The sequence below is a fragment of the Pedobacter superstes genome (assembly GCF_037622515.1).
Lineage (GTDB): Bacteria > Bacteroidota > Bacteroidia > Sphingobacteriales > Sphingobacteriaceae > Paradesertivirga > Paradesertivirga superstes.
Window position 1 is genome coordinate 585,394 of the sequence record NZ_JBBJCN010000003.1, and the last position, 25,661, is coordinate 611,054.

Annotated in this window: 25 protein-coding genes; 16 read left to right on the forward strand and 9 right to left on the reverse strand. The window is 38.6% G+C overall.

Features of this window, described 5'->3' with window-relative positions; translation table 11 throughout:
- Positions 1 to 117 precede the first annotated feature (117 nt).
- The 3 genes from prfA to WG906_RS11375 all read right to left on the reverse strand — a co-directional run bounded on the left by prfA (position 118) and on the right by WG906_RS11375 (position 3,165).
- On the reverse strand, positions 118 to 1,191 hold the full coding sequence (gene prfA, locus WG906_RS11365) for a peptide chain release factor 1 (RefSeq protein WP_339992736.1): 1,074 nt from the start codon (positions 1,189 to 1,191) through the stop codon (positions 118 to 120).
- A gap of 163 nt (positions 1,192 to 1,354) precedes the next feature.
- Positions 1,355 to 2,380 (reverse strand): DUF6807 domain-containing protein, encoded by a 1,026-nt coding sequence (locus WG906_RS11370; RefSeq protein WP_339992737.1) that lies wholly within the window; start codon positions 2,378 to 2,380, stop codon positions 1,355 to 1,357.
- 17 nt (positions 2,381 to 2,397) lie between these two features.
- A complete protein-coding gene (locus tag WG906_RS11375; protein WP_339992921.1) occupies positions 2,398 to 3,165 on the reverse strand; it encodes a UDP-2,3-diacylglucosamine diphosphatase in 768 nt (255 codons plus the stop codon).
- A gap of 161 nt (positions 3,166 to 3,326) precedes the next feature.
- On the opposite strand from WG906_RS11375, the gene WG906_RS11380 reads away from it, so the two are divergent.
- The 3 genes from WG906_RS11380 to WG906_RS11390 all read left to right on the forward strand — a co-directional run bounded on the left by WG906_RS11380 (position 3,327) and on the right by WG906_RS11390 (position 7,160).
- Positions 3,327 to 5,381, forward strand: coding sequence for a prolyl oligopeptidase family serine peptidase (locus WG906_RS11380; protein WP_339992738.1), 2,055 nt, complete (start codon positions 3,327 to 3,329; stop codon positions 5,379 to 5,381).
- An 80-nt stretch (positions 5,382 to 5,461) separates the two neighbouring features.
- The gene (locus tag WG906_RS11385; protein ID WP_339992739.1) at positions 5,462 to 6,673 is read left to right on the forward strand and encodes a sensor histidine kinase; all 1,212 of its coding nucleotides are present in this window, start codon (positions 5,462 to 5,464) and stop codon (positions 6,671 to 6,673) included.
- Positions 6,654 to 7,160 (forward strand): DinB family protein, encoded by a 507-nt coding sequence (locus WG906_RS11390; RefSeq protein WP_339992741.1) that lies wholly within the window; start codon positions 6,654 to 6,656, stop codon positions 7,158 to 7,160. Before WG906_RS11385 ends, WG906_RS11390 begins: the two co-directional genes overlap by 20 nt.
- A gap of 31 nt (positions 7,161 to 7,191) precedes the next feature.
- Here WG906_RS11390 and WG906_RS11395 read toward each other — a convergent pair whose 3' ends face one another.
- On the reverse strand, positions 7,192 to 8,064 hold the full coding sequence (locus WG906_RS11395; protein WP_339992742.1) for a UbiA family prenyltransferase: 873 nt from the start codon (positions 8,062 to 8,064) through the stop codon (positions 7,192 to 7,194).
- A 50-nt stretch (positions 8,065 to 8,114) separates the two neighbouring features.
- Here WG906_RS11395 and WG906_RS11400 point away from each other — a divergent pair, with 50 nt between their 5' ends.
- From WG906_RS11400 to WG906_RS11425, 6 genes are read left to right on the forward strand one after another with little or no spacing between them, the layout of a single operon-like run.
- Entirely contained in the window at positions 8,115 to 9,212 is a 1,098-nt protein-coding gene (locus tag WG906_RS11400; protein ID WP_339992743.1) for a type III polyketide synthase, read from the forward strand.
- The gene (locus WG906_RS11405) at positions 9,212 to 9,907 is read left to right on the forward strand and encodes a methyltransferase domain-containing protein (RefSeq protein WP_339992744.1); all 696 of its coding nucleotides are present in this window, start codon (positions 9,212 to 9,214) and stop codon (positions 9,905 to 9,907) included. Before WG906_RS11400 ends, WG906_RS11405 begins: the two co-directional genes overlap by 1 nt.
- A 1-nt stretch (position 9,908) precedes the next feature.
- Entirely contained in the window at positions 9,909 to 11,024 is a 1,116-nt protein-coding gene (locus tag WG906_RS11410) for an NAD(P)/FAD-dependent oxidoreductase (protein WP_339992745.1), read from the forward strand.
- 15 nt (positions 11,025 to 11,039) lie between these two features.
- Positions 11,040 to 12,083: a sensor histidine kinase gene (locus tag WG906_RS11415; RefSeq protein WP_339992746.1), complete on the forward strand. Its 1,044-nt coding sequence runs from the start codon at positions 11,040 to 11,042 to the stop codon at positions 12,081 to 12,083.
- Between the two features lie 60 nt (positions 12,084 to 12,143).
- A complete protein-coding gene (locus WG906_RS11420) occupies positions 12,144 to 12,791 on the forward strand; it encodes a DUF47 domain-containing protein (RefSeq protein ID WP_339992747.1) in 648 nt (215 codons plus the stop codon).
- 11 nt (positions 12,792 to 12,802) lie between these two features.
- Positions 12,803 to 13,789 (forward strand): inorganic phosphate transporter, encoded by a 987-nt coding sequence (locus WG906_RS11425; RefSeq protein WP_339992749.1) that lies wholly within the window; start codon positions 12,803 to 12,805, stop codon positions 13,787 to 13,789.
- A gap of 159 nt (positions 13,790 to 13,948) precedes the next feature.
- On the opposite strand, the gene hisS is transcribed toward WG906_RS11425, so the two are convergent.
- Positions 13,949 to 15,346 carry a histidine--tRNA ligase gene (gene hisS / locus WG906_RS11430; protein ID WP_339992750.1) on the reverse strand — a complete coding sequence of 466 codons (1,398 nt, stop codon included), beginning with the start codon at positions 15,344 to 15,346 and terminating at the stop codon, positions 13,949 to 13,951.
- A gap of 207 nt (positions 15,347 to 15,553) precedes the next feature.
- Here hisS and WG906_RS11435 point away from each other — a divergent pair, with 207 nt between their 5' ends.
- From WG906_RS11435 to WG906_RS11445, 3 genes are all read left to right on the forward strand, one after another.
- Positions 15,554 to 16,351 (forward strand): metallophosphoesterase family protein, encoded by a 798-nt coding sequence (locus WG906_RS11435; RefSeq protein ID WP_339992751.1) that lies wholly within the window; start codon positions 15,554 to 15,556, stop codon positions 16,349 to 16,351.
- Entirely contained in the window at positions 16,332 to 16,928 is a 597-nt protein-coding gene (locus tag WG906_RS11440; RefSeq protein WP_339992752.1) for a hypothetical protein, read from the forward strand. The genes WG906_RS11435 and WG906_RS11440 overlap by 20 nt, the downstream gene beginning before the upstream one ends.
- Before the next feature lie 64 nt (positions 16,929 to 16,992).
- Positions 16,993 to 18,852 carry an LTA synthase family protein gene (locus tag WG906_RS11445; RefSeq protein ID WP_339992754.1) on the forward strand — a complete coding sequence of 620 codons (1,860 nt, stop codon included), beginning with the start codon at positions 16,993 to 16,995 and terminating at the stop codon, positions 18,850 to 18,852.
- A gap of 7 nt (positions 18,853 to 18,859) precedes the next feature.
- Here the strand turns inward: WG906_RS11445 and WG906_RS11450 are convergent, their stop codons facing one another.
- The 4 genes from WG906_RS11450 to fumC are packed head-to-tail and all read right to left on the reverse strand — an operon-like array spanning position 18,860 to position 22,065.
- A complete protein-coding gene (locus WG906_RS11450) occupies positions 18,860 to 19,309 on the reverse strand; it encodes a low molecular weight protein-tyrosine-phosphatase (protein ID WP_339992755.1) in 450 nt (149 codons plus the stop codon).
- A 1-nt stretch (position 19,310) separates the two neighbouring features.
- Positions 19,311 to 20,105 (reverse strand): S1/P1 nuclease, encoded by a 795-nt coding sequence (locus WG906_RS11455; RefSeq protein WP_339992756.1) that lies wholly within the window; start codon positions 20,103 to 20,105, stop codon positions 19,311 to 19,313.
- Between the two features lie 6 nt (positions 20,106 to 20,111).
- Entirely contained in the window at positions 20,112 to 20,621 is a 510-nt protein-coding gene (locus WG906_RS11460) for a fumarate hydratase (RefSeq protein WP_339992757.1), read from the reverse strand.
- A 46-nt stretch (positions 20,622 to 20,667) separates the two neighbouring features.
- Entirely contained in the window at positions 20,668 to 22,065 is a 1,398-nt protein-coding gene (gene fumC, locus WG906_RS11465) for a class II fumarate hydratase (protein WP_339992758.1), read from the reverse strand.
- Positions 22,066 to 22,285: 220 nt separating this feature from the next.
- On the opposite strand from fumC, the gene WG906_RS11470 reads away from it, so the two are divergent.
- From WG906_RS11470 to pdhA, 4 genes are all read left to right on the forward strand, one after another.
- On the forward strand, positions 22,286 to 23,485 hold the full coding sequence (locus WG906_RS11470; protein ID WP_339992759.1) for a serine hydrolase domain-containing protein: 1,200 nt from the start codon (positions 22,286 to 22,288) through the stop codon (positions 23,483 to 23,485).
- A 197-nt stretch (positions 23,486 to 23,682) separates the two neighbouring features.
- Positions 23,683 to 24,063, forward strand: a complete 381-nt coding sequence (locus WG906_RS11475) for a response regulator (RefSeq protein WP_339992760.1) — start codon at positions 23,683 to 23,685, stop codon at positions 24,061 to 24,063.
- A gap of 49 nt (positions 24,064 to 24,112) precedes the next feature.
- A complete protein-coding gene (locus WG906_RS11480) occupies positions 24,113 to 24,418 on the forward strand; it encodes a YbaB/EbfC family nucleoid-associated protein (RefSeq protein ID WP_339992761.1) in 306 nt (101 codons plus the stop codon).
- A 230-nt stretch (positions 24,419 to 24,648) separates the two neighbouring features.
- Positions 24,649 to 25,644 (forward strand): pyruvate dehydrogenase (acetyl-transferring) E1 component subunit alpha, encoded by a 996-nt coding sequence (gene pdhA / locus WG906_RS11485; protein WP_339992762.1) that lies wholly within the window; start codon positions 24,649 to 24,651, stop codon positions 25,642 to 25,644.
- The last annotated feature ends 17 nt before the right edge of the window (positions 25,645 to 25,661 follow it).

Below are 25,661 nucleotides of genomic sequence, written 5' to 3' on the forward strand. Positions count from 1 at the left end.
TGGGACTGCAAATATAGTGTCTTTTGTCTATTTGTCAATGAAAAAAGTATTTTATTTATCACAAAAACAAATATTTAAACTAACCTATTGCAGATCTGTCATTTACCTATTTAAAAATTATGTATTTGAACCCTCTTTCATCTTTTCTGCATTTTCAGCGAACTGTAAAGCATCAATAATCTCCTGAATTTCCCCGTCCATAACAGCTGTAAGGTTATATAGAGTTAATCCGATGCGGTGTTCGGTAACACGTCCCTGAGGGTAATTGTATGTCCTGATCTTGGCCGACCTGTCGCCTGTCGAAACCATCGTTTTACGTTTAGCCGCAATATCACCTACATGCTTTTGCAATTCTAAGTCGTAAAGCTTACTACGAAGCATCTCCATGGCCCTGATACGGTTACCAAGTTGCGAACGCTCAATCTGACACACAACTACCATCCCTGAGGGTTTATGAGTTAACTGAACTTTCGTCTCTACCTTATTTACATTCTGCCCACCTGCACCGCCGGAACGGGAGGTTTGCAACTCAACATCAGCCGGATTTAAATAAAAATCCACTTCCTCAGCTTCGGGCAGTACCGCAACTGATGCAGCCGAGGTATGCACTCTGCCCTGTGTTTCGGTATCAGGTACTCTTTGCACACGATGAACGCCGGATTCATACTTCATATGACCGTAAACATCATCACCGCTTACATTTAAAATAACCTCCTTATAACCACCGGCCGTACCTTCGGTTACGTCAACAACCTCAACCTTCCATCCTTTCTTCTCAAAATAGCGCGAATACATCCGGTATAAATCTCCGGCAAACAAAGCGGCTTCATCGCCACCTGTACCGCCGCGAATCTCAACAACAGCATTTTTGGCATCCTGCGGATCTTTGGGAATCAGCATCAGGCGAACCTTTTCTTCCAATTCTTCTTTTTGAGGAATCAGTTCATCAAGCTCCATTTTCGCCATCTCCTTCAACTCCTCATCCTTCTCGGTAGCTAATATTTGTTTATTGCTTTCGATGTTTGAAACAACATTTTTATAGATTTTGTATTCATCCACAATTTTGCCCAAATCTTTATATTCTTTATTTAAAGTGGCAAAACGCTTCATATCGCTAAGCGTAGAAGGATTACTTAATTCCCGCTCTACTTCTTCCCAGCGAAGTTTTATGTCTTCTAATTTTTCTAACATATTTTTATTTTGAAATCAACAGTTGGCTTTCAATGCTCAGAAAGCCCTGCTTTACGCTACAACCTTCCCTCAATCCTCTTGGGGTTTCCGCTGCAATCAGGTTTAAATACAAAAGCATTTGCTGTTATAGGATACAAAAGTACAGTTTTAAGAAATATCTCTTTTACTGTCTTTCAAAAGAATTAAATAATTGCGAAACCTGAGAGACACTTAATTCATCACCAATAACCAAACGATGCTTAAAAACAACATCTTTTCCCTTGATTAAACTAAAATTGAGCTTTTCCTTTCCATTTGTGTACACCTCTGCACCCAGGGGATTAATTGCAAAAAGTCCATACCCTCTGGCCATCCAATATCCCGGATAACCAATATTATCAGGATGGTCCATTATTATCACACTTACAGGTTTAGTATCTATTTTTCCTGAAAGACTTAACCATTTTGATCGCGTCCCAAAAACTCCTTCACCAGCAACACCAGAACTGCTCACATATTTTCCGCTAAGTTTTTTATTACTTATAACAGACTTAATACCTTCCTTCGTATAAACCTTTACAGGCTTCGCTGAGGGATACTCTAATTCCCGCGCTACCCGAATGGCAAACAAGCCCTCTTTATTATCCTTAAATGAAACATCCTGCAAAGCCTTCAACTGAGTTTTGCGGTCAATAATTCTGCAGCTTCCTGCAACTGAAAATTTATAAGTCGAAATTTCTTCAAGCACGGCCTTACCTCCCGGATTATACCAGGTGGAAAGTGTAATCAATTCGCCTTTCCCATTCCCGCCTTTTACTGATTGTATTTTATTGAACTTAATGGTACCATAAGCTTTAGCATTCGTATCAATTTTTGTTGAATTATTCCAATAATCAGCACCATTTACATCTCCAAAATTAAACCATACACCTATCTGATGCGGATGATCGATCTGATCACCTTCTTTTGGGGCAATAGGCCAGCCGCGGGTAACTGCGATATTTCCAGGAGCATATACCGGATAAAGCACCGCCTTTTTTAAACTATCATCATAAAGTAAAGAGGTAAACAAGTCATTCCCTATAAAAACATCAACTTTTTTCGAAGCAGCATCTTGCACAATTTTTATAGCGGGTAAAACCTGCGAGTAACCGGAATTCGACAGTAATGCGACCGATAAAACAACTAGTAACCTTCTAAAAAAAATCATAAGACCTGGATTGGTAATTACACTGTGACCTGATAAGGCGATTTTTCAAAATATTTTAAAGACACTTCACCGGCGTCCATTACAGCATACGAATTAAAATTCAGCCATTCACCCAGGTTTATATAACGGCTATTATCTAATTGTATATCCAGTGGTAAATGCCTGTGTCCAAATATAAAATAATCGTAATGTTCTTTTTGTAACAATTGCTTGCTATAATTGACGAGCCATTCCTGCTGTTCGCCCAAAAATCGTTCAACCTTCTTTTGTGATAAACGGCTCCGGTGCGACCATGCCATGGCTATTCCGATTCCCAGATTCGGATGCAGGCGGGCAAATAGCCACTGACAAAAATCACTTCTGAAAAATTTCTTTAGAACCTTATACTTTGAATCACCAGGGCCCAGTCCATCGCCATGGTGGATATATAATTTTTTACCGTTTCGTTCTACGACCAACTCGTCCGAAATTATTTCAACGCCAATTTCTTTGGTAAGATACCCAAACATCCACATATCGTGATTGCCTTTAAACATGGTTATTTTTACCCCTAAATCAGATAATTCTGCCAATTTTCCTAAAAAGCGAATGAAACCTCTGGGAACAGCCCTTTTATATTCAAACCAGAAATCAAACACATCGCCAACTAAAAAAAGTTCTGCAGCATCGTCTTTTATTGAATCTAACCAACGAACAATGCTTGCTTCCCGTAACCGGCTTATCTCATAATTTGAAACTCCAAGGTGAAAATCAGAAGCAAAGTAAATTTTATCACGTTTGGGCATAGGCGCAAAAGTACGCAAGCTTCATGGAAATTTGTAATTTGTACCAAGCATCAGCGTTTGTAAATTTCATTCCCGGTAAAACAGTTCCTATGAAATTCCTTTATATCCTTATATTTTTACACATTCTTGCATTAAACGAAAATTGCAACCACTATAAAAAAATGAATTACCCTCCTTCTAAAAAAAATAATACCACAGATATTTATTACGGAACACAGGTTGAGGACCCTTATCGCTGGTTAGAAAATGATGTTGCCGAGGATACCAAGGCATGGGTAACTGAACAAAACAAAGTCACGCAAAATTATTTATCACACATCCCTTACAGAAATATAATTAAACGGCATTTAGAAAAGCTGTGGAACTATGAAAAGTATAGCGCACCATTTAAAGAAGGTGATTACATCTATTTTTATAAAAATGACGGGCTTCAAAATCAAGCTGTGCTCTATCGCCAGAAAGAAGCCCAGGAACCTGAAGTGTTCCTGGATCCTAATAAATTTTCCAAAGAAGGAACCACATCTCTGGCGGGAATAGAATTTTCAAAAGATGGGAGCCTGGCTGCGTATCAACTTTCTGAAGGAGGCTCTGACTGGAGAAAAGTTATAGTTCTCAAAACTGATGATAAAACTGTGGTAGGGGATACGCTTATTGACGTAAAATTCTCCGGACTTGCCTGGAAAGGGAATGAAGGCTTCTATTACAGCAGTTACGATAAGCCAAAGGCAGGAAGTCAGCTTTCGGGTCTTACCCAATTTCACAAGTTATATTTCCATAAACTAGGCACTACGCAGAGCGAAGACATACTTATTTTTGGGGGCGAGGCTAAACCACGAAGATATATCGGCGCGTCTTTGACAGAAGATGAAAGGTATTTATCCATCACCGCAGCTAACTCAACAACCGGGAATGAGTTATATATCCAAGATTTAAGCAGCAACGGACCAATTATTACGGTTGTTAATAACTTTGATTCGGAGAGCTACCTAATTGACAACGAGGGAAGCAAGCTTTTCATTTTTACAAATCTGAATGCTCCAAATAATAAAATAATAACTACCCAGGCATCTGAGGCATCACCTGAAAACTGGAAAGATTTAATTAAAGAGATCGAAAATGTATTAAGCGCAAGTACCGGAGGCGGAAAAATCTTCGCTAATTACCTGAAAGATGCCACCTCTCTGGTTATGCAGTACGACATGAACGGAAATCTGGAAAGGACAATCACTCTTCCCGGAGTAGGTACCGCATCGGGCTTCAGCAGTAAAAAAGAGGAAAAAAAATTATATTACAGCTTCACTTCTTATGTATATCCGGTTACTATTTTTAAATATACTATTGAGTCTGGCAATTCAGATGTATATAAAAAATCCGGAGTTCAATTTGATCCCGCACAATTTGAATCAAAGCAAGTGTTTTATAGCTCTAAAGATGGAACTCAAATTCCGATGATCATTACGCATAAAAAAGGCTTAAAACTTGATGGGAAAAACCCAACTCTTTTGTACGGATACGGAGGTTTCAGTGTAAGTCTTACTCCGGCTTTCAGTACTTCTAATATTATTTTACTGGAGCAGGGTGGAATTTATGCCGTACCCAACCTAAGAGGCGGGGGAGAATATGGCGAAAAATGGCACATCGCCGGAACGAAAATGCAAAAGCAGAATGTTTTTGATGATTTCATCGCAGCAGCAGAATACTTAATTACGAATAAGTACACCTCGGAAGATTTTCTGGCAATTTCCGGGGGATCAAACGGGGGGCTTTTAGTAGGTGCTGCGATGACTCAACGTCCTGAGTTATTTAAAGTGGCATTACCGGCTGTAGGGGTTCTGGATATGCTGCGCTATAATAAATTTACTGCCGGCGCGGGCTGGGCCTATGATTATGGTACTGCGGAAGATTCGAAAGAGATGTTTGAATATCTTTTTACATATTCACCGGTACATGCCTTAAAACCCGGAACAAGTTATCCCTCTACAATGATTACAACCGCAGATCATGACGACAGAGTTGTTCCTGCACATTCTTTTAAATTTGCGGCCCGGCTTCAGGAAACTCACCGGGGCAGTAATCCGGTTTTGATCAGAATTGACACCAAAGCGGGTCATGGAGCAGGTAAATCCACCTCCCAGATTATATCAGAACAAGCCGATAAATGGTCATTTTTGTTTTATAATATGGGGCTTCAATTACACGATTTGCAAATTGATTGATCTGCGCTTTGACATTGTATCTAAAAGAATTAAGAAAAAAGGGAGCATAATCAGTTGAATGCCTAAGGACAATAAAAACTATGAACCCATACGAACAGAAACGACGCTGGAAATTTCTTCTGCTTGCCTTCGCAATTATTATAGCAGGTACATCTCTCTGGTATAGTAATTATTTAGTAAAAAACATCGCGGTTGCTGAACGCACACGGGCAGAAGTATGGGCCCTGAGTCAACAGAAAATCATTGAGATATCTGATATTAATGATGACTACATCACCTTTATCTACTCCATAAGAGATAGTTTAGAAGTGCCTGCGATAGTTACCAATGCAAGAGACACCATATTATACTACAGAGGGCTAGACAGTACAAAAACATATTTTGACATCGATACAAGCCGCAAATATGATCCTGGGTACTATAATAAACAGTTACAGGAGATGAAAACTCAGCACACTCCGATTGAGCTCAAACTTGCCAATGGTGAAAAATGGCTTGTATATTATAAAGACTCGCAGCTGTTGATGCAATTAAGGGTCTTCCCCTCCATACAATTAAGCGTCATAGGAATCTTCCTTTTAATCGCTTATATGGTTTTCAGCTCTTCCCGCCGTTCCGAGCAAAACCTGGTTTGGGTAGGTATGGCCAAAGAGACCGCACACCAGCTTGGCACACCCATCTCAGCTTTAATGGCCTGGATTGAATTAATTAAAACTAAGTTCAATGCAGAAGAAGATCCACTGGTTCTTGAGATGGAAAATGATTTAAAGCGCCTTGAAATGGTAGCCGACCGTTTCTCAAAAATCGGATCTAAACCTATATTAGAAAGTCATAATGTTTATCAGGTTATTGAAGAGTATGTTAATTATTTTAAGAAAAGGGCAAGTGATAAAATAACATTCTCTGTTAGCGGTGATGATAGCGTTGACGCATTGATGAATGTCCCTCTTTTTGATTGGGTGCTGGAAAACCTTCTTAAAAACTCTGCAAATGCTATACAGGGAATTGGGACTATAGAAGTTAGTATAACCGAACATCTGGCCAAAGAACAGGTATTTATTGATATAATAGATAGTGGTAAAGGAATTCCGAGGTTAAAGTTTGAAACTATCTTTCAACCAGGATATACAACAAGAAAAAGAGGATGGGGCCTGGGACTTTCATTGAGCAAAAGAATTATTGACAATTATCATAGAGGACAGATCTTTGTAAAAGATTCTGAGCCTGGTAAAGCAACCATCATCCGGATAATTTTAAAAAGCAGCAATAACTATGAAGCGGCCACAACCTGAAGATTATAATTCCTTTTATCAAAATTACATTGATACTGTTAATGATGACGTTGTTTCTGAACTAGCTGATCAGCTTACAAGCTTCCCTGAATTTTTAGGACGAGTTCCTGTTGAGAAAACCGATTATGCTTATGCTCCAGGAAAATGGACACTAAAAGAAGTGCTTGGGCATATAATAGATACAGAGCGAATAATGGCATACCGCCTGCTTCGCTTTTCCAGAAATGATTCTATTCCATTAGCGGGTTTTGAGGAAAATAATTATGTAAAAAATGCACATTTCCGTAAAGAAGACTTCAATACCATGATTGAAGAGTTTAAGGCTGTTCGTAACGCGAATCTGTTTCTCTTCAGATCATTAACAGAAGAGGAGTTAGAACGAAAAGGAGAAGCAAATAATTCAGCACTAAGTGTTCGTGCCCTGCTCTTTATTATGTCTGGACATGTAAAGCACCATCAAAAAGTGATTGAAGAAAGGTATTTGTAAATTCGGAAGGGTTTGATCACAATGTGGGTTTCTACATAAACAGCAGAAGCAAAAAGTAAGCAAGCATAGCAACCCCGCTAACTAAAGTCATCTTACTCATATTTTTAAAGTTGGCTTGGGATTTATCCTTCTGTATCTTGAGTATCCAATTAAAGAACACAAAAAGCACAGGCATAATAAAAGGAAGGAAGGCCCAGAAATACTCTATGCGATGTTGATTTACCCAATATATATACATTAACACAGCCGCCATAAAAAACAAAAAAGCAGCGAATGCGAACGTTCCGTTAATTCCTAGCAACATGCTTAGAGTTTTATCGCCGCGCTGAGCATCCTCTTTATGCTGGTATACCTGAGTCAATGGGTAAGATGCTCCTACCAGGCAAGAACAAATTAATCCTGCAATGAAAATATCAGAATTCCATGCATCAATGAGTAATTGCTCTGAAATGGCAGAATAACTTGTCCAGAATACAAATGCTCCCTGGAAAATAAAAACAATCAGGAAACTGATTACAGGATACTTTTTTAGGCGCACAGCAGGATGACTATATAATTTTGAAAGCAAGCCATATATAAACACAGCGGCAACAAATTCAAAACTTACAAAACACGCCAGTATTATTCCTGTTAAATCCAGAAAGAGAGAAAAAACGTATAAACTTTTATCTGTAGGAGGAGGACTTTCTAAAAGTGCGATACTACCTTCATCTTTATCAAAATAACTATTATACCCGTTACTTGCCGGATAAATTAACAGATGCCAGATAACAAATACTAATAATGCTTTAAATAAATAAATTTCTGAGACCTGACCTACTGCGAATACATAAACCGGTAACAAAAAAAAGGAAAACAGAAACCTTGAATGTTGCAGTGCCGATTTTGTTGGTAGAAAGTTCATTTGAAAGCTTAGTGTTTAAAATTGATTCTTAAATTAGAAAAAATTAATTAATGGGAAGTATTCTTTCAGCTATTGGAACAGCAGTGCCTTCGAATCGTTTTTCCCAAAAGGAAATACTGAATTTTATGATTCAGGCTCATCAGCTAGAACAGATCCCTGCACTTCGCCTCGAAAAGTTATATGAGGTTTCCGGAATTGAATACAGGCATTCTGTGATTAATGATTTTGGCGAAAAGCGTGGAAATTACTCCTTTTTTGGGAATGGTGAGATGATGGAACCCTTTCCAACAACAGAAAAACGAAGCACACTATTCGAGCTATGTGCAAAAAATCTGGCATTAACAGCAATTCAAAATCTTTTAGATAGCACTTCATTCCCACAACAAAAAATAACTCATATAATTACAGTTAGCTGTACAGGCATGTATGCTCCAGGATTAGATATTGACATTATTGATTCATTGAAACTTAATAATACTATCGAAAGAACCTGTATTAATTTCATGGGATGTTATGGTGCATTTAATGCCCTCAAAACTGCCGATTATATTTGCAGGGCTGCCCCAAGCGCAAAGGTGTTAATTGTAGATATCGAACTTTGCACACTTCACTTCCAAAGAGAAAGTACCCTGGAAAACTGGGTAGCTAATTCTTTGTTTGCTGATGGCGCAGCCGCTGTACTAATAGAGGCTGAACAACACCGCTCAACAAATAAAGGATTTCGGCTAAAAACGTTTTTTAATACGCTTGTAACTGAAGCGAAAGATGAAATGGCCTGGAGAATAGGAGATACCGGGTTTCAGATGCATCTTTCTTCGCATATCGCAAAAAATATTGGTAAAAAGATTAAGGACGTTACTGCTTCCTTACTGGAAAAATCTGGTTATGACAGATCGGAGATCTCGCAGTTGGCTATCCATCCCGGAGGGCGGCGCATTCTGGAAGTTTGTGAAGATATGCTGGAACTACCGGAAGAAGCGCTTCAACATTCATATGATGTATTAAAGCAATACGGGAACATGTCTTCAGTTACCATTTTATTTGTTCTGCAGAAATTGTTGAAAGCAACAGAACCGGGGGAAAAAACGATGAGTTTCGCATTTGGCCCGGGATTAACGGTAGAAAGCATGATTTTAGAAACAGTATAATGCCAGACTTTAGTCAGAGAAGTATTGAAGCTGAAATGATGGACGACTTCACTCTTGGTCATGAAGTCATCAATCCAATTATGGATGAGCTGGAAGTAGTGAATAAGCTTCTGGGTGGCTATACTGTCTTTTTTGACTCATTAAAAACATTAAAACTGAGAGATGGCATGACCATTAGCGACTGGGGCTGCGGAGGAGGCGATTCATTACGGGTGCTGGCGGCCTGGGCACGAAGGAGAAATTTCAAACTAAAGTTCATCGGTGTAGATGCAACCGCTACCGCGATAGAATATGCCAAAAACAAAACTGTAAATTATCCAGAAATCAGTTTTATTCATGCTGATGTTTTGTCCTCCGAATTAGAGGAAGGACAATTTGATATTATCATATCAAGTCTGTTTACTCATCATTTTGAAAATGAAAGCTGGATTGAGCTAATCCAAAAAATGCTGGATTGCTCTAATTACGCCGTAATTGTTAATGACCTTCATCGCCATTGGTTTGCATACCATTCAATTGGCGTTCTCACCAGCCTATTCTCAAAATCCCCTATGGTTAAGCATGATTCTAAACTTTCCGTTTTAAGAGGTTTCAGCAAAGAGGAGCTGGTATCTTTACTTTTAAGAGCAGGTGTACAAAAATACTGCTTAAAATGGAAATGGGCCTTCAGATGGCAACTTATACTATATAAATAACATGCGTGATAAAACGGCAAATAAAACAATCCTGATAATCGGGGGCGGCTTATCCGGTTTAACCGCATCGATTTTATTAAAAAGAGCGGGTTTTGGGGTTACGCTTATAGAAAAGAAAACATATCCTTTTCATCGCGTATGCGGGGAGTATTTATCCAATGAAGTTCTGCCTTTCCTTCATTCTCTGGACATTGATTTCTCTAAGCTAAATCCTTCTAGCATAACAAAATTGGCTATAAGTTCTCCTTCAGGAAAACTCTTCAAAACCGATTTAGACTTAGGAGGATTCGGTCTGAGCAGGTATACATTTGATAACTATTTGTATCAGCAAGCTATAAAAGAAGGGGTTGAATTTAAACTTGGATGTAAAGTTACCAAGATAACCTTCATTGCGGACAAATTTGAAATCAAACTCTCAGATAATACCATTCTAAACTCTGATTTAACAATTGCATCCTATGGCAAACAGTCGAACTTGGATAAAAACCGTAAATTCCTGCACAAAAGAAGTCCGTACTTAGGCGTAAAGTATCATATCCATACAGATTTCCCTTCTGATTTAATTCAACTCGATAATTTTGAAGGAGGCTACTGTGGTACAGTTAAAATTGAAGGCGACCGCTACAATCTTTGTTATTTAAGTGAGAATCATCATTTGAAAAAACATGGATCAATTGAAGCGATGGAGGAACATGTTCTTTTTAAAAACCCGTTTTTAAAAGAACGCTTTTTAAATGCTGATTATTTGAATGTAAAACGAGAAGTAATTAACGAAATCTCCTTCGAACAAAAACCACTGGTAGAAAATCATGTACTTTATTGCGGCGATGCCGCAGGGATGATTAGTCCACTATGCGGAAATGGAATGGCTATGGCGATACATGCCGCTAAAATTCTTTCGGAAACAATAACAGAATATTACCCCAACCGTCAAACCCTCGAGCATGCTTACCAGGCCAGATGGAAAAACGCCTTCGATAACCGTCTAAGAATAGGCAGGTTAACCCAAAAATTATTCGGCAAAAATCTGATTTCGGAACTATCGGTTGAATGTCTCAAGAGTTTACCGAAACTTTCTAAATACATCTTAAAAAGGACACATGGCAATCCATTTTAATAGTATAATTGCAGTATGAAACTCCGGGAATTAGTTTTTATAAACGCGGCAGTAGTTGCGATTTCTCTGGCATTTATAAATTTTTACTTTCAGAGGGATTGGTATTATTTCGTACTAACCTTCGGCATTACCCTGCTTGTTTGTTATGCCGTTTTTTACTATGTCATAGAACGATATGTATACAGTAAAATCAAATTAATCTACAAACTTATCCATAACCTTAAGCTGGGAAAGGATTTGAAGGATGCGCTTGGAGAATATGTAAGTAACGATCCCATTAATGATGTTGAGCAGGAAGTCACTGAATGGGCCAGAGATAAAAAAATAGAAATCGAAGCTCTGAAAAATCAGGAGCAATTCAGACGCGAGTTTCTTGCCAATATCTCTCACGAATTTAAAACGCCGCTTTTTGCCATTCAGGGATATATCGAGGCAGTGCAGGAAGATGGAATGGATGATCCTGATCTGGCCAGATCCTTTTTGAACAAAGCGTCAAGAAACATAGACCGCTTAAGCTCGCTGATTAAAGACCTTGATGTAATTTCCAAATTGGAAAATGGAGAGGCACCAATAAATTTCGAAAAATTTGAAATCACTCTTTTAGTGAAAGATGTGATTGAGCAAATGGAACATAAGGCCAAAAGCCATAAAATCGAATTAATTTTTAAGGATAAGTACGATAGTTCAATCTGGGTAAATGCCGACAGAGATAAAATTTGCCAGGTTTTAATCAACCTGATAGATAATTCCATCAAATATGGGAACGAAAATGGTTTTACTGCTATTAAAATTTTCGAACTTCATGATCAGATATTGGTAGAGGTAACAGACAACGGAATTGGAATTGAAGAAAAGAATCTACCCAGACTTTTTGAACGTTTTTACAGAACCGATCAAAGCCGTTCAAGACAAATCGGAGGCTCGGGCCTTGGACTTGCAATAGTAAAACATATCCTCGAAGCTCATGAACAAACGATCACTGTTCGAAGTACAGAGGGCGTGGGTACAACTTTCGCCTTTACGCTTGAAAGGGTAATGCCCGCAATTATATCAGTATAAATGTTAACATTAAATTAACATTAACTTTATACTTTTGTAACCTTCACTAAAAGAAGGAATATGTCATTAAATAACATTTTACAATACTTCGTGCCCAAAGATCGCAAGTTCTTTCCGCTGTTTGAGCAGGGTAGTGCAAATCTTATAGAAATCGCCCAGGCGCTGGTAAATCTTCTAAACACTACCGACGACAGCCTCAAACTAGAGTTAACAAAAAAAATCGAAGATCTGGAACACCGGGGAGATGACATTACCCATCAGATTTTTTTGGAATTAGGTAAAAACTTCATAACTCCTTTCGACCGGGAGGACATTCATTTTCTGGCTGCCGTTATTGATGATATTGCGGATTATATTCACGGTTCTGCTACACGAATACAGCTATATAAGATTCATGACATAACTCCGTCTATGAAAGAATTGGGGGATTTGATTCTTCAGGGATGTCAGGATTTGGATAAAGCCATATTGGAATTAAAGAACTTAAGAAACCTGCGCCTGATTGCCGAATCCTGCGTTCGGATCAACAGTATGGAAAATCAGGCCGATGCCGTTTTTGAAAGGGCAGTGGCCGATTTATTTGAATACGAACAGGATGCAAAGGTTATCATAAAATATAAAGAAGTTTTGTCCATCCTGGAGAAGGCAACAGACAAATGCGAGGATGCCGCAAATGTTCTGGAGTCAATTCTGATTAAACACGCTTAATCAACAAAGCAATGGTTACGACCCTTCTTATTGTAGTAATTGCTCTGGCAATTATTTTCGATTTTATTAATGGTTTTCACGACGCGGCCAATTCGATAGCTACTATAGTTTCTACTAAAGTACTTTCGCCACTAACCGCAGTTATCTGGGCAGCTTTTTTCAATTTCATTGCCTATTTTATATTTCCTCTTCACGTAGCAGATACGATTGCTAAAACCGTTGATGCCACCGCCATCAGCTTAACCGTGGTTGGTGCAGGACTAACAGCCGCAATAGGCTGGAACTTGCTTACATGGTGGCTAGGTATACCATCAAGTTCATCGCATACATTAATAGGAGGCTTCGCCGGTGCAGCAGTTGCCCATGCAGGCTTTGATGTAGTAAGATATTCGAAAGTAATGCCTACAGTTTATTTTATTGTACTTGCGCCGATGATAGGTATGATTATGTCTTATACCATATCGATTATAACCATGCATTTGTGCAAGCGGGCAAATCCCTCCAAGGTCGATAAAATCTTTAGGCGCTTGCAGTTATTATCGGCTGCAGCCTATAGTTTAGGGCACGGAGGTAATGACGCTCAAAAAGTAATGGGTATAATAGGTGCTTCTTTAATTGCTGCTAATGTAATTCCCGGAATGGAGCAGTTACCCATATGGGTTCCTCTCAGCTGCCATGCTGCAATCTCATTGGGAACAATGTTCGGAGGTTGGAAGATCGTAAAAACAATGGGCCAAAAAGTAACCAAGTTATCACCATTCGAAGGATTTTCTGCAGAGAGTGCCGGAGCTTTAACTTTATTCGGAACTGCCGCTTTAGGTATTCCTGTTTCTACAACTCATACCATAACAGGTTCTATCATGGGCGCCGGTATTACTAAAAGAATATCTGCCGTTAGGTGGGGCGTTACCATAAACATTATCTGGGCATGGGTATTAACAATCCCGGTTTCAGCTGTTCTGGCCGCTTTGGTTTACTATCTTTTCAGCTCCTTCTAATATCAGGATAAAAAAAACGGGGTTGATCTTTTATAGTAAAAGCAGCCCCGTTTTTCGTTCCAAGTCCTCGCCGTTCCTTCGCAAACCTGGGCACCTTGTGGGCCTTCCTCTTCAACTTGGTTTGACTTGAGAAAGCAGTGCTATTATTAAGGTTTCCTATTAGCTCCGAAATCTCAATATTAATTCAACCTGAGTTAATTTCACCTGATCACCCGTCTTCATTTCTTTTAATGTCAGCACACCAGATTTTATTTCATCTGTGCCTATTAATAAAACATACGGAATGCGCTTACTATCGGCATAACTCATTTGCTTTTTCAACTTGGCCGAAGAAGGGTAGAGCTCTGCAGCAATTCCCTTGCTGCGTAAATCCTGAAGTATTGGCAAAGCAAAAGTCTCAGACTCCGCATCGAAATTAGTAATCAAAACTTTAGTTGTTTCTGCGGTATCTGCCGGAAAAAGATCCAGCTCTTCAAGCACATCGTAAATTCTATCTGCCCCAAAAGAAATACCTACACCCGTTAAATCTTTCAGACCAAACATACCCGTTAGATCATCGTAGCGCCCACCGCCCCCAATACTACCCATAGCGACTTCGTTGGTTTTTACCTCGAATATTGCTCCGGTATAATAGTTTAGGCCACGAGCGAGGGTGATGTCGAGTTCGAGCCTGGATTTGAGATCCAAGATTTGAGGTTTGAGAAGACCGACATAGGTAAAAATCCGTTCTATCTCCTCTATGCCTTTCAAACCGGTGGCTGAACTTTTAAGAACTTCTTTAAGACTTTGTATTTTATCTTCATTACTGCCGCCGAGAAGAATTACAGGCTCAAGTTTCTCAATATCATTTTGTGTAAAACCTCGTTCGATAAGTTCTTTTGTTACGCCCTCAAATCCAATTTTATCGAGTTTATCAATAGCGACGGTCATGTCAACAATCAATTCGGGCTTGCCGATAATTTCGGCTATGCCAGATAAGATCTTTCTGTTATTTATTTTTATGGTGAAGTCTTTCAGGCCAAGGTTGCTTAAAGCTTCATCATAGATCAAGACAAATTCGGCTTCGTTTATCAAACTGTCCGAACCAACCACATCGGCATCGCATTGGTAAAACTCCCGATATCGCCCTTTTTGAGGACGATCGGCACGCCAAACAGGTTGTATCTGAAAACGCTTAAACGGAAAAGAAATTTCGTTTTGATGCATCACCACGTAACGGGCAAAAGGCACTGTCAAATCGTATCGCAGTGCTTTCTCTGCAATAACTGGCAATAAACTTTTTGAGCTAAACTCAAAGCTATCAGATTTTTGCTTTCTACTTTCAGCATCTTTCCAGTAATCACCTGAATTCAGAATTTTAAAAATCAATTTATCCCCTTCATCACCGTATTTTCCAGTCAATGTATCCAGGTTCTCCATCGTTGGAGTTTGAATTTCCTGATACCCGAACTTTTTGAAAACTGATTTTATTGTATCAAAAATATAATTCCGTTTCACCATTTCTGATGGTGAAAAATCTCGTGTGCCTTTTGGGACTGAGGGTTTAATACTCGCCATGCCGCAAAAGTACAAAATCAAAATATAGCATAGCCTATAGTTTCGAAACCCCGAAAGAGTATGATCTTTTGCATTGCTTAAGTATACAAGCCCAAGACTGCTGTCACAAAGAAGACATGGATTAGCTGTTAAAAGCTCTATTATAATCTGCATCTCATAAAAAGTATACCGAAAACAATTTTCTTTAAATGAGATTTTAAGTGTTATATGAAAGCGATATTTTATCTCTTACTTTCACTCTTGCTGTTTAATGCATGCGATCTTATAGAATATAGCCCCAATCAGGCGTTTGATAGAAATACCCCAAGGGACCTTAACCAAAAACACATTGCCAGGTTAGTCCAAAATAGTGGAGATGATACCATTCGATTTGCTCTTGTTGGTGATAGTCAGCGTGCTTATAAAGATGCAAGCGATTTTGTAGAGACGGCAAACAACAAAAAAGGACTGGACTTTGTGTTATTGGCAGGAGACATTTCTGATTTCGGCCTCCTGAATGAAATGGAATGGATAGATAAAATCTTCTCTAAACTAAACGCACCCTACATTGGAGTTATCGGCAATCATGATATGGTAGCTAATGGAGAGAATGTATTCAAGCGTATGTATGGCAAATTGAATTTTTCTTTCATTTATAAAGGAATAAAATTCGTCTGCCATAATACCAACTCCCGCGAAGTAAATTTTGATGGCAACGTACCTGACATGCCTTGGTTGAAAAGTGAACTTGGCCCATCCGCCGGAGTAGATGCATACATAGCGGTTGCTCATGTCCCCCCTTTTTCAGTAGACTTTGATCCGAGGCTGGAAGCTTCATACGTCAATCTGATAAATTCCTCTCCAAACACCTTAGCCGCGTTGTATGCGCACAATCACAGTGAAGAAGTACGTTATCCAAATGACCAGGCAATTCCTTACTTAGTTACGTATAATATTGGACGACGTCAGTTTTTATTAATAGAGATTATAGAGGGGCGACTTAAATATGAAAGCGTTAAATATTAAATATAGTCTGATGTTTTTCTGTTTTATGCTTTTGTATAATACGGGTAAAGCACAGAAGTTCTCATACCTAAAGCCGCAATATGCTGTCACACAACATGCCGGAAGTATAGGCTATATCAGCATTGGTGCAGGTTACGAACTTTTCAAAGATAATAGCGGAAGTTTAGAACTTCTGTATGGGATGGTGCCAGAGAGTAAAGGGGGGCCGCTGCATATTCTAACCGCCAAATTCGCATATCATCCATTTGAAATCAAGGTGAAAAACAACATTAAATTCTACCCCGCAAATCCTGGCTTATTTTTTTCCTACCATTTAGGCGAACAATTCGATCTGGCATTTGATCAGGATCAGTACGGGAAAAGCTATTATGGATGGTCAACAGCGCTCAGAGGGCATTTTTCACTCAGTAATGAAATAAAAATTAATACCGGAAAAAAGCTAAAATCCCTTTCCCTTTATAGCGAATTCAATGTAAGTGATTTGTATCTGGCGAGCATTTTCTATAGAAATAACCGGGAATGGCTCTCACCATCAGATATTACAAAGTTAGGGATCGGCGTAAAAGTTGGCTTTTAAATCCCTTATAAATACATTAATCTGTTACTTTTGTATCCCTGCAATTTTCGGGGGAGCTTGTTAAATGATAAAGAACCTTTTCACTGTATTTCGCTATTTCGCGTTCTGGCTCTTGTTTTTTTTTCTTGAGCGCCTGCTCTTTATTCTGGCATTTACAGAAAAGGTTAAAGGAACGCCAATTACAGAAATAGGCAAAAGTTTCATAGTCGGTTTATGGATGGATGCGTCGATGGCAGCTTATATTTCTGTCATACCGTTATTGCTTACTTTACTCGTGTGGTTTATTCCGGCAGTAAAAATTCCATCGGGTATACTGCGCTGGTATACAGCTGTATTGATAGTGGTCTTTTCAATCATCTGTGCGTTTAACTTTAATATTTACCGCGAATGGGGTTCAAAAATAAATTATAAAGCTTTAGACTTTGCTTTTAACTCTCCGAATGAGGCTGTTGCCAGTAGTGCTTCATCACCTGTTTTTGCATCGCTTTCAACCCTCCTTCTTCTGATTTTATTAAGTTTATGGCTTTCCAAAAAAATCATCAGGTATCAGAGCCTTCAAAAGGTAAATATTCAACTAAAAATAATTGCATCTGCTTTATTGATCGGTTTTAATTTTCTGGCAATTCGTGGAGGCTGGCAGCTTTCGCCAATGAATGAAAGTATGGCCTATTATTCGAATGTTCCTGTCTTAAATCATGCAACAGTAAATACCGAATGGTCGCTTTTTAGGGACATTTTGAATAATAAATCCACCAAAAATCCTTATCCATATTATACAAAATCTGAGTCCGCTAAAATTGTATCCGAACTTCTTAAAAAGCCTGAAACCTCTGGTACAGAAGTATTAACCAGCAAAAGGCCTAATGTAGTTCTGATTATACTTGAGAGTTTTACTGCAGATGTGGTTGAAAGCCTTGGAGGTGAAAAAGGGGTGTCGCCGCAAATGAAAAAACTTGCTGAGGAAGGAATGCTTTTTGAGAATATCTATGCTTCTGGCGACAGAACCGATAAAGGCGTGGTAGCAATATTAAATGCCTTCCCTTCTCAGGCTATCCGCAGTGTTATGAAATTAAACAGCAAGCAGGAAAAGCTTCCTTCTATGTCTCAGGTTTTTATTAAAAATGGATATTCAACTTCATTTTTTTATGGGGGAGAAAGCGAATTTTTTAATATGAAATCTTACCTGCTAAGTCATAGTTATCAGGAAATAATCGATAAGTCATCCTTCAATAAAAAGGACATGAACTCTAAATGGGGAGCGTTTGACGATTTAGTTTTTAGTAAACTTCTAAGCAAAGCGCGTTCAGCCAAACAGCCTTTTTTCTCTACAGTTTTAACGCTCACCAATCATGAACCATTTGAAGTCCCCGGAACGCCGCATTTTAAAGGAGAAGAGGTGGAAAATAAATTTAGAAGTACCGCGTATTATACCGATTCATGCCTGGGCGCTCTTATAAACAAGGCGAAAAAAGAGCAATGGTACAAAAACACTTTGTTCATTGCATTAGCAGATCACGGGCATAGACTGCCAAAAAATCAATCCGAAATTTATCATCCCAACAGGTTCAGAATTCCGCTTCTATTCTTTGGCGAGGTAATTAAACCCGAATTTAGAGGTAAAAGAATTTCAAAAATTGGCAGCCAGACAGACCTCGCGGCTACCTTATTCAACCAATTGCAAATGCCTTCCGGCGATTTCAAATGGAGCCGTGATATTCTTAACCCCGGAACAAGGGATTTTGCTTTTTTTGATTGGGATAATGGGTTCGGTGTAGCAACATCGGAGCAGGTAATTTCTTTCGATAATACCGGAAAGAACATTGTTTATAAGAATATCCCCAATAACAACAAAAAAGACGCAGCACTGCTATATTATGGTAAAGCCTATATGCAAAGCGTCTTTCAGGATTATCTGGATTATTAAAAGGCCACTATTCCGCTTTTATTCCCTTTAATTGATCGAGAAGTTTCCTGCATCCTTTCTCTATCATTTGATACACAGAATCAAATTGGTCATCTTCATAATAAGGATCAGGCACCTTTTCAGTATTTAACAGAAGCTGAACCTTTTCGCGGTCCTGTTGCCTTCTTGCCAGATTTAAAACATCCTTTTCGTTGGTATGATCCATGACAAAGATTTTGTCAAATCTGTCAAAATCCTCAACTTGGAACTGCCTGCAGCATTGATTCGAAATATCCAACCCATATTTTTTTGCTATCGCTACAGAACGTTTATCAGGAGCCGAACCAATGTGCCAGTCACCCGTTCCCGCAGAGTCTACCTCCCAGTTTAATCCTTGTTCAGCCACAAATTTCTCCATTATACCATGAGCTAAAGGAGATCGGCAAATATTGCCTAAGCAAACCATTAAAATTTTCATATTAATCAGTAAAAATCGCGTTTAACACCCCGGCCAGGCGAACACCGCCTTTCAACAGTTGCCCGTTTAAAGTATTTACATGATCAAAATTATACTTATAACTATATTTAGAATTGATTTCCGCTTCCTTATAAATGATATCGCTCAACTGATAGGATTCAAAAATCCATTTGCAAAGATCATCTCTTTGCCAGGCTCTTAATTGAGCATCGGCTGGATGGTTTATGGAATTAGCGTATTCGGTATAACTTAATTTTTGAAAACCTATTAATTCAGAATCCCAAAGACTATGCAAATCCAATTGCTTATTGAACCATCTTACTTTAATATCATTCCCTCCGGAATCTTCGGCTTTGCCGCAGTGTAAAGGCTGGTGAACATCACCTACAAGATGGATAAGAATACGTAAATACAATTGCTTCTTTTCTAAAGAAATATCCTTTCTCTTCAGTTCTCTGGTAACAAAATTTATTTTAGTGTAAATATTCGTACTGGTATCTTTTTTAAGAAGGGTACTTAACTGTGAAAATGTTAATCCCTGTGCAAAATTAACATAATGCCATTTTCCAAGGTATCCGAAGGACCTGTCAGATTTTATAAAATCCATCCAATTAGCTGACATGGGTACAGATTCATTTTCAAGAATTTTTCTGATTTCCCTTTTAGTGTCACTTGTTAGATAGCTTTCGGCAATCTGTCCGATTATCCGATGTCCCAAAACACCCCATGCCTTAGTATGCGAAGGAACAAGCAAAATCACAAAGAGAAATACAACAGTTTTAAAAAGGTTGGCCATCCTGTTTTAAAGAGGTTTTGGATTACATTCTACTTTTTCGATTAACTTCATCGTAAGGGGAATATGCTGTTGTAACCCTTGCAACTCCAGTCTGTCGACGGCTCGCTTTTTAATAAGAAAAGTTGGTAGATATTGTCCAATGCGGTAGCAGCCAGAAAGCTTTTGCTTATAATTACTTTTAGTAAAAGTGCTTATAATATACAGCGTATCATTTCTAACGATATAATTTCCCTTAGCGTATTCTTTCCAGACTCCATCGTTGAAACAACTATCCGGATAGTAGTTCGCTTTAGCATGCGTTTCTAACGTCACATAAACCGAATCGCAGGTAAATCTGAATTTATGAAGAGTGTATTGCAACAAGCTGTCTTTATAAGGAACCGGAACTTCTTCCCACGCTCCCTGGATAAAATCGATTCCGCGCCCCTGATAATTCGGGTTGAACTTGCAGGCAGAGAACAGAATGCCGCCAACAAATAATAGAAAAGAAACAAGCAAGAAAGAAGATTTTTGCATAATTCAGAAAAAATCCCTCTCCAAAAGAGAGGGATCAAGGTGAGATCTATTTCAGTCCGCCAATCATATCTTCCGGGCGTACCCATTGATCAAATTGTTCGTTTGTAAGTAATCCTAATTCCAGAGCAGCTTCCCGCAAAGAGGTTCCCTCTTTATGGGCCTTCTTAGCAATTTTGGCAGCATTTTCGTACCCAATATGTGGGTTGAGTGCTGTAACCAGCATCAGGGAATTCTCAACATGCTTTTTTATACCTGCATAATTTGGCTCAATGCCAATTGCACAATGATCGTTAAACGACACACAGGCATCACCAATTAGTCGTGCAGATTGAAGAAAGTTAACAGCGATTACAGGTTTAAAAACATTTAATTCGAAATGTCCGTTTGAAGCCCCGATCGATAAAGCAACATCATTTCCCATTACTTGTGCCGCTACCATGGTGATGGCTTCATTTTGAGTAGGATTTACTTTACCAGGCATGATCGATGAGCCTGGCTCATTTTCAGGAATATTAATTTCCCCGATTCCAGAACGAGGACCTGAAGCTAAAAGGCGGATGTCATTGCCAATTTTCATCAGAGAAACCGCAATCTGCTTTAATGCCCCATGCGATTCTACTAAAGCATCGTGTGCAGCAAGGGCTTCAAATTTATTGTCTGCTGTTCTGAAAGGCAAGCCGGTAAATTTAGCAATGTAATCTGCCACTGTAACATCATATCCTTTTGGAGTATTTATACCTGTACCAACGGCTGTTCCGCCCAGTGCCAGTTCTGACAGGTGATCTAATGTATTTCTTAATGCTTTTAAACCATGATCCAACTGAGAAACATACCCTGAAAACTCCTGTCCAAGAGTTAAAGGTGTAGCATCCATTAAATGCGTACGGCCAATCTTAACGACGCTTTTAAACTCCTCAGATTTTGATTTTAAAGTATCTCTTAATTTTTCAACCCCCGGAATCGTAACTTCCATTACCATTTTATATGCTGCAATGTGCATAGCAGTTGGGTAGGTATCGTTTGACGATTGAGATTTATTTACATCATCATTTGGGTGAATAAAGGTTTTACCCTCACCCAGTTTATTACCCTGTAAAACATGAGATCTGTTGGCAATAACCTCATTTACATTCATGTTAGACTGGGTTCCTGAACCTGTTTGCCAAATTACAAGGGGAAATTCCGATTCAAGCTTCCCTTCTAATATTTCATCACACACCTTTGCGATTAAATCTCTCTTCTCTGCGTCAAGAACATTACAGTCGGTATTTGTATAGGCCGCAGCTTTTTTAAGATAGGCAAAAGCTTCAATTATTTCTTTTGGCATAGAAGCCTCTGGACCAATTTTGAAGTTATTTCTTGAGCGTTCTGTTTGTGCTCCCCAATATTTTTCTGCGGGAACTTCAACATCTCCCATAGTATCACGTTCTATTCTGAAAGTCATGATTTTTATTTTTTTTATTAATGCCGCAAATTTAGATTTTTTAAGCGAAAAATTGCCACAAAGACACGATGGCCTTAAGAAAGATTAAAACTTACCGTGTTGTGTCTTAAGCTTTCTGCCTTTCGGCGAAGAGGTTTAATAGATTGTTTAAAACTCTTTCGGCTTGCTTTTGTAATAATTTCTAATTTCCGCCTTTTTATTAGTGTACTTAAATATGTTTATGGTCAGGTATTTTTATATAGTTCAACTACTCACAATCTCAATCTTTTTAACTTCCTGTTCCTCAAGCGAAAAAACTCCGGTAAGGACTGTTGAGGAGGATAAATCTGACAGCCTGGCGATGATTTATGATCCCAAAAATGCTGACAAAAAAATAGATGCGTTTATGAAAAACCTGCATCGCACCAGAGGATTTAACGGTAATGTTTTAGTTGCAAAGAAAGGAAAGATCATTTATCAGAATGCTATTGGATGGGCAGATTATCTGCGCAGAGATAGCTTACAGATAGATTATCAGTTTGAACTGGCATCTGTATCGAAACCAATGACAGCAACCGCTGTATTGATGCTTGTTGATCGGGGTAAAATTAAACTTGAACAAACAGTTAAAGATTTCTATCCCAACTTCCCATACGAAGGAATAACTATAAAAATGTTGCTTACGCATCGTTCGGGAATAATGAACTATGTATATTTCATTGATGATATCTGGCGAAAAGAGCATAAAGATCAGCGAAAAGGACTAACCAACCAGGAGGTAATGAGGATTATTTCAGAGCGAAAACCTGCTCCTTACACCAGCCCGAACAGAAAATTCCATTATAACAATTCCAATTTTATGGTATTGGCTGCTATTGTTGAAAAAGTGTCAGGCAAAAGATTCTCTCAATTTATGAAAGAAAACATATTTGAACCAGCCGGAATGAAACATACGGCCGTTTATTCAAAGGCTGAGTACGATAAAATTCCGGTAAAGGTAGTTGGCCACGATAGAGGAACATGGAGATATTCTGTCGTTCAAAACTTTTTAGATGGCCCTGTAGGAGATAAAGGAATCTATAGTACAGTTCGTGATCTGTATTTATTCGACAGAGCGCTAAGGAAAGGTAAACTGGTGAGCAAAGCGCTTCTCGACTCAGCATATACGGGGCATAACGATTTAACCAGGGGGCATTTTAATTACGGTTATGGATGGCGCGTATTCAATGGAAATGGCCACCATGTAGCATACCATACAGGCTGGTGGCATGGTTTCCGCCATATATACCTCAGGGATTTAACTGGAGATATAACAATTGTCCTCTTAAGCAATCTTACTAACGGGAGTCTGCTGCAACTTGATGAACTATTTAAATTAACAGGTATGCCGGTAGTTAGAAAATCTGCTTACACAGGAAATGGAGACACAACTGATGATTAATAAGTCCTGCTTTTAAGTTGGATTCATTTGATAAAAGTTCCCTATTATTCTTAATTTTGCGATAGCGTAGAAAAATATTTAGTTTTAGTTAAAATTGAATGATTTGTGTAACTAATATTGTATTTTGTTTTCTGATATAATACTTTGGGCCCATATCAGTTTAGCATTTCCTTTAGTATGATAGCTGTTGAAAAAGAATGAGTAAAGTTTTTATTATCGATGATGATCCTATTCACCAGCGTATAGCTCAGATTATGATCACTAAACATCAACTATACGATGAGTTTGTGAGTTATACAGAAGCAGCTAAGGCGATAGAAGCCCTGGAAAATAATTATAAGAATCCAGAACTTTTACCCGACGTAATTTTACTCGATTTAAATATGCCGGTTATGGACGGCTGGGATTTTTTAGAGAGATTTGATAAAATAAAAGACATGTTTACTAAAGAAATAAGAATCTTTATTGTAAGCTCCTCAGTTGACGAAAAAGACATTTCAAGATCGCAATCCTATTCTACGGTAAAAGGGTTTATATCCAAACCTTTAAATCCCGAAATTATTAGAAAAACTACCTAAACCTTTTGGTAAAAGCTCTGTTTCTATCGTTGGAGATAATCACAAAATCATGTTTGATAAATTATTGCAGGTTCAGCAAAAAGCTGAAGAAGTCAAAAAAAGATTAGAGACTGTTATTGTAACAGGAGAGGCGGAAGGCGGAAAAATCAAAGTTAGCGCTAACGGAAATAAAATAATAACTTCTATAGAAATTGATCAACCCTTGCTCTCATCCGCAGATAAAGAAGAACTAGAGGAACTGCTAATAGTCGCCACTAATAAAGCGCTTGAACAGGCAGAGAATGCACACCAGGCCGAAATGCAGGCGATGAGCCAGGATATGCTCGGTGGCCTGGGAAACCTGTTCAATAAATAGACCTGAATCTTATTAAAACCCTTTATCTGAAGATAAACATTGTTATTGAACTCTATGTATCTTTACAACGCGGGTTTTATATCCTAAAACCGTTATTTAAGGCATCTTTTTTTTCATATTTCAAACAAAAGGCATCTTAATCATCAATTTGCTAAAAAACAAAAGCAAAGGATGTTCTTTTTATTAGTATTTATGGTTAGATTTGCCATCCAAAAAGCACATTATCACGAATGAGTTCAGTAGAAATTACTAAAGATACTTATCTGCATTGGTACGAATCCATGCTGCTGATGCGTAAGTTTGAAGAGAAAGCAGGTCAGCTTTACGGGCAGCAAAAAATCAGAGGATTTTGTCATTTATATATTGGTCAGGAAGCGGTCCTTGCAGGAGCAATGTCTGTATTAGGCCCTGACGATTCTATGATAACAACCTACCGGGATCATGCCCATGCATTAGCCAGAGGGATGTCGGCCAATGAAATAATGGCCGAGCTCTACGGAAAAGCAACCGGCTGTTCTAAAGGTAAAGGTGGTTCAATGCACATGTTTAGCAATGAGAAAAGATTCTTCGGCGGACATGGTATTGTAGGTGCCCAAATTCCATTAGGGGCAGGTATCGCATTTGCTGAACAGTATTTGGGAACCAAAAATGTTAATGTTTGTTACATGGGCGATGGCGCAGTCCGTCAGGGTGCTTTAAATGAAACATTTAACATGGCAATGCTTTGGAAGCTGCCAGTAGTTTTTATTTGCGAAAATAATGGATACGCCATGGGAACTTCTGTAGCCAGAACAACCAATATGGTCGACATTTATAAAATAGGTCTGGGTTTTGATATGCCTTGTGCACCGGTTGACGGAATGGATCCGGTTGCGGTTCATAACGCCATGGATGAAGCGGTACAACGCGCACGAAATGGTGAAGGACCAACTTTTCTGGAAATGCGTACCTATCGCTATAAAGGACACTCAATGTCTGATCCGGCTAAATATCGCACAAAAGACGAATTGGAAGGATATAAAGCAAAGGATCCAATCATCACTGTAAAAAAAGCTCTTGTTGATAACAAATGGGCTGATGATAAATGGTTCGATGAAATTGATGCCAAAATCAAGGCAATAGTAGAAGAATCTGTAAAATTTGCAGAAGAATCTCCATATCCTGAGGCTAATGAATTGTACAAAGATGTTTATGTACAGGAAGATTATCCTTTTATAACTAGCTAATTAATTGTTCGAAAACA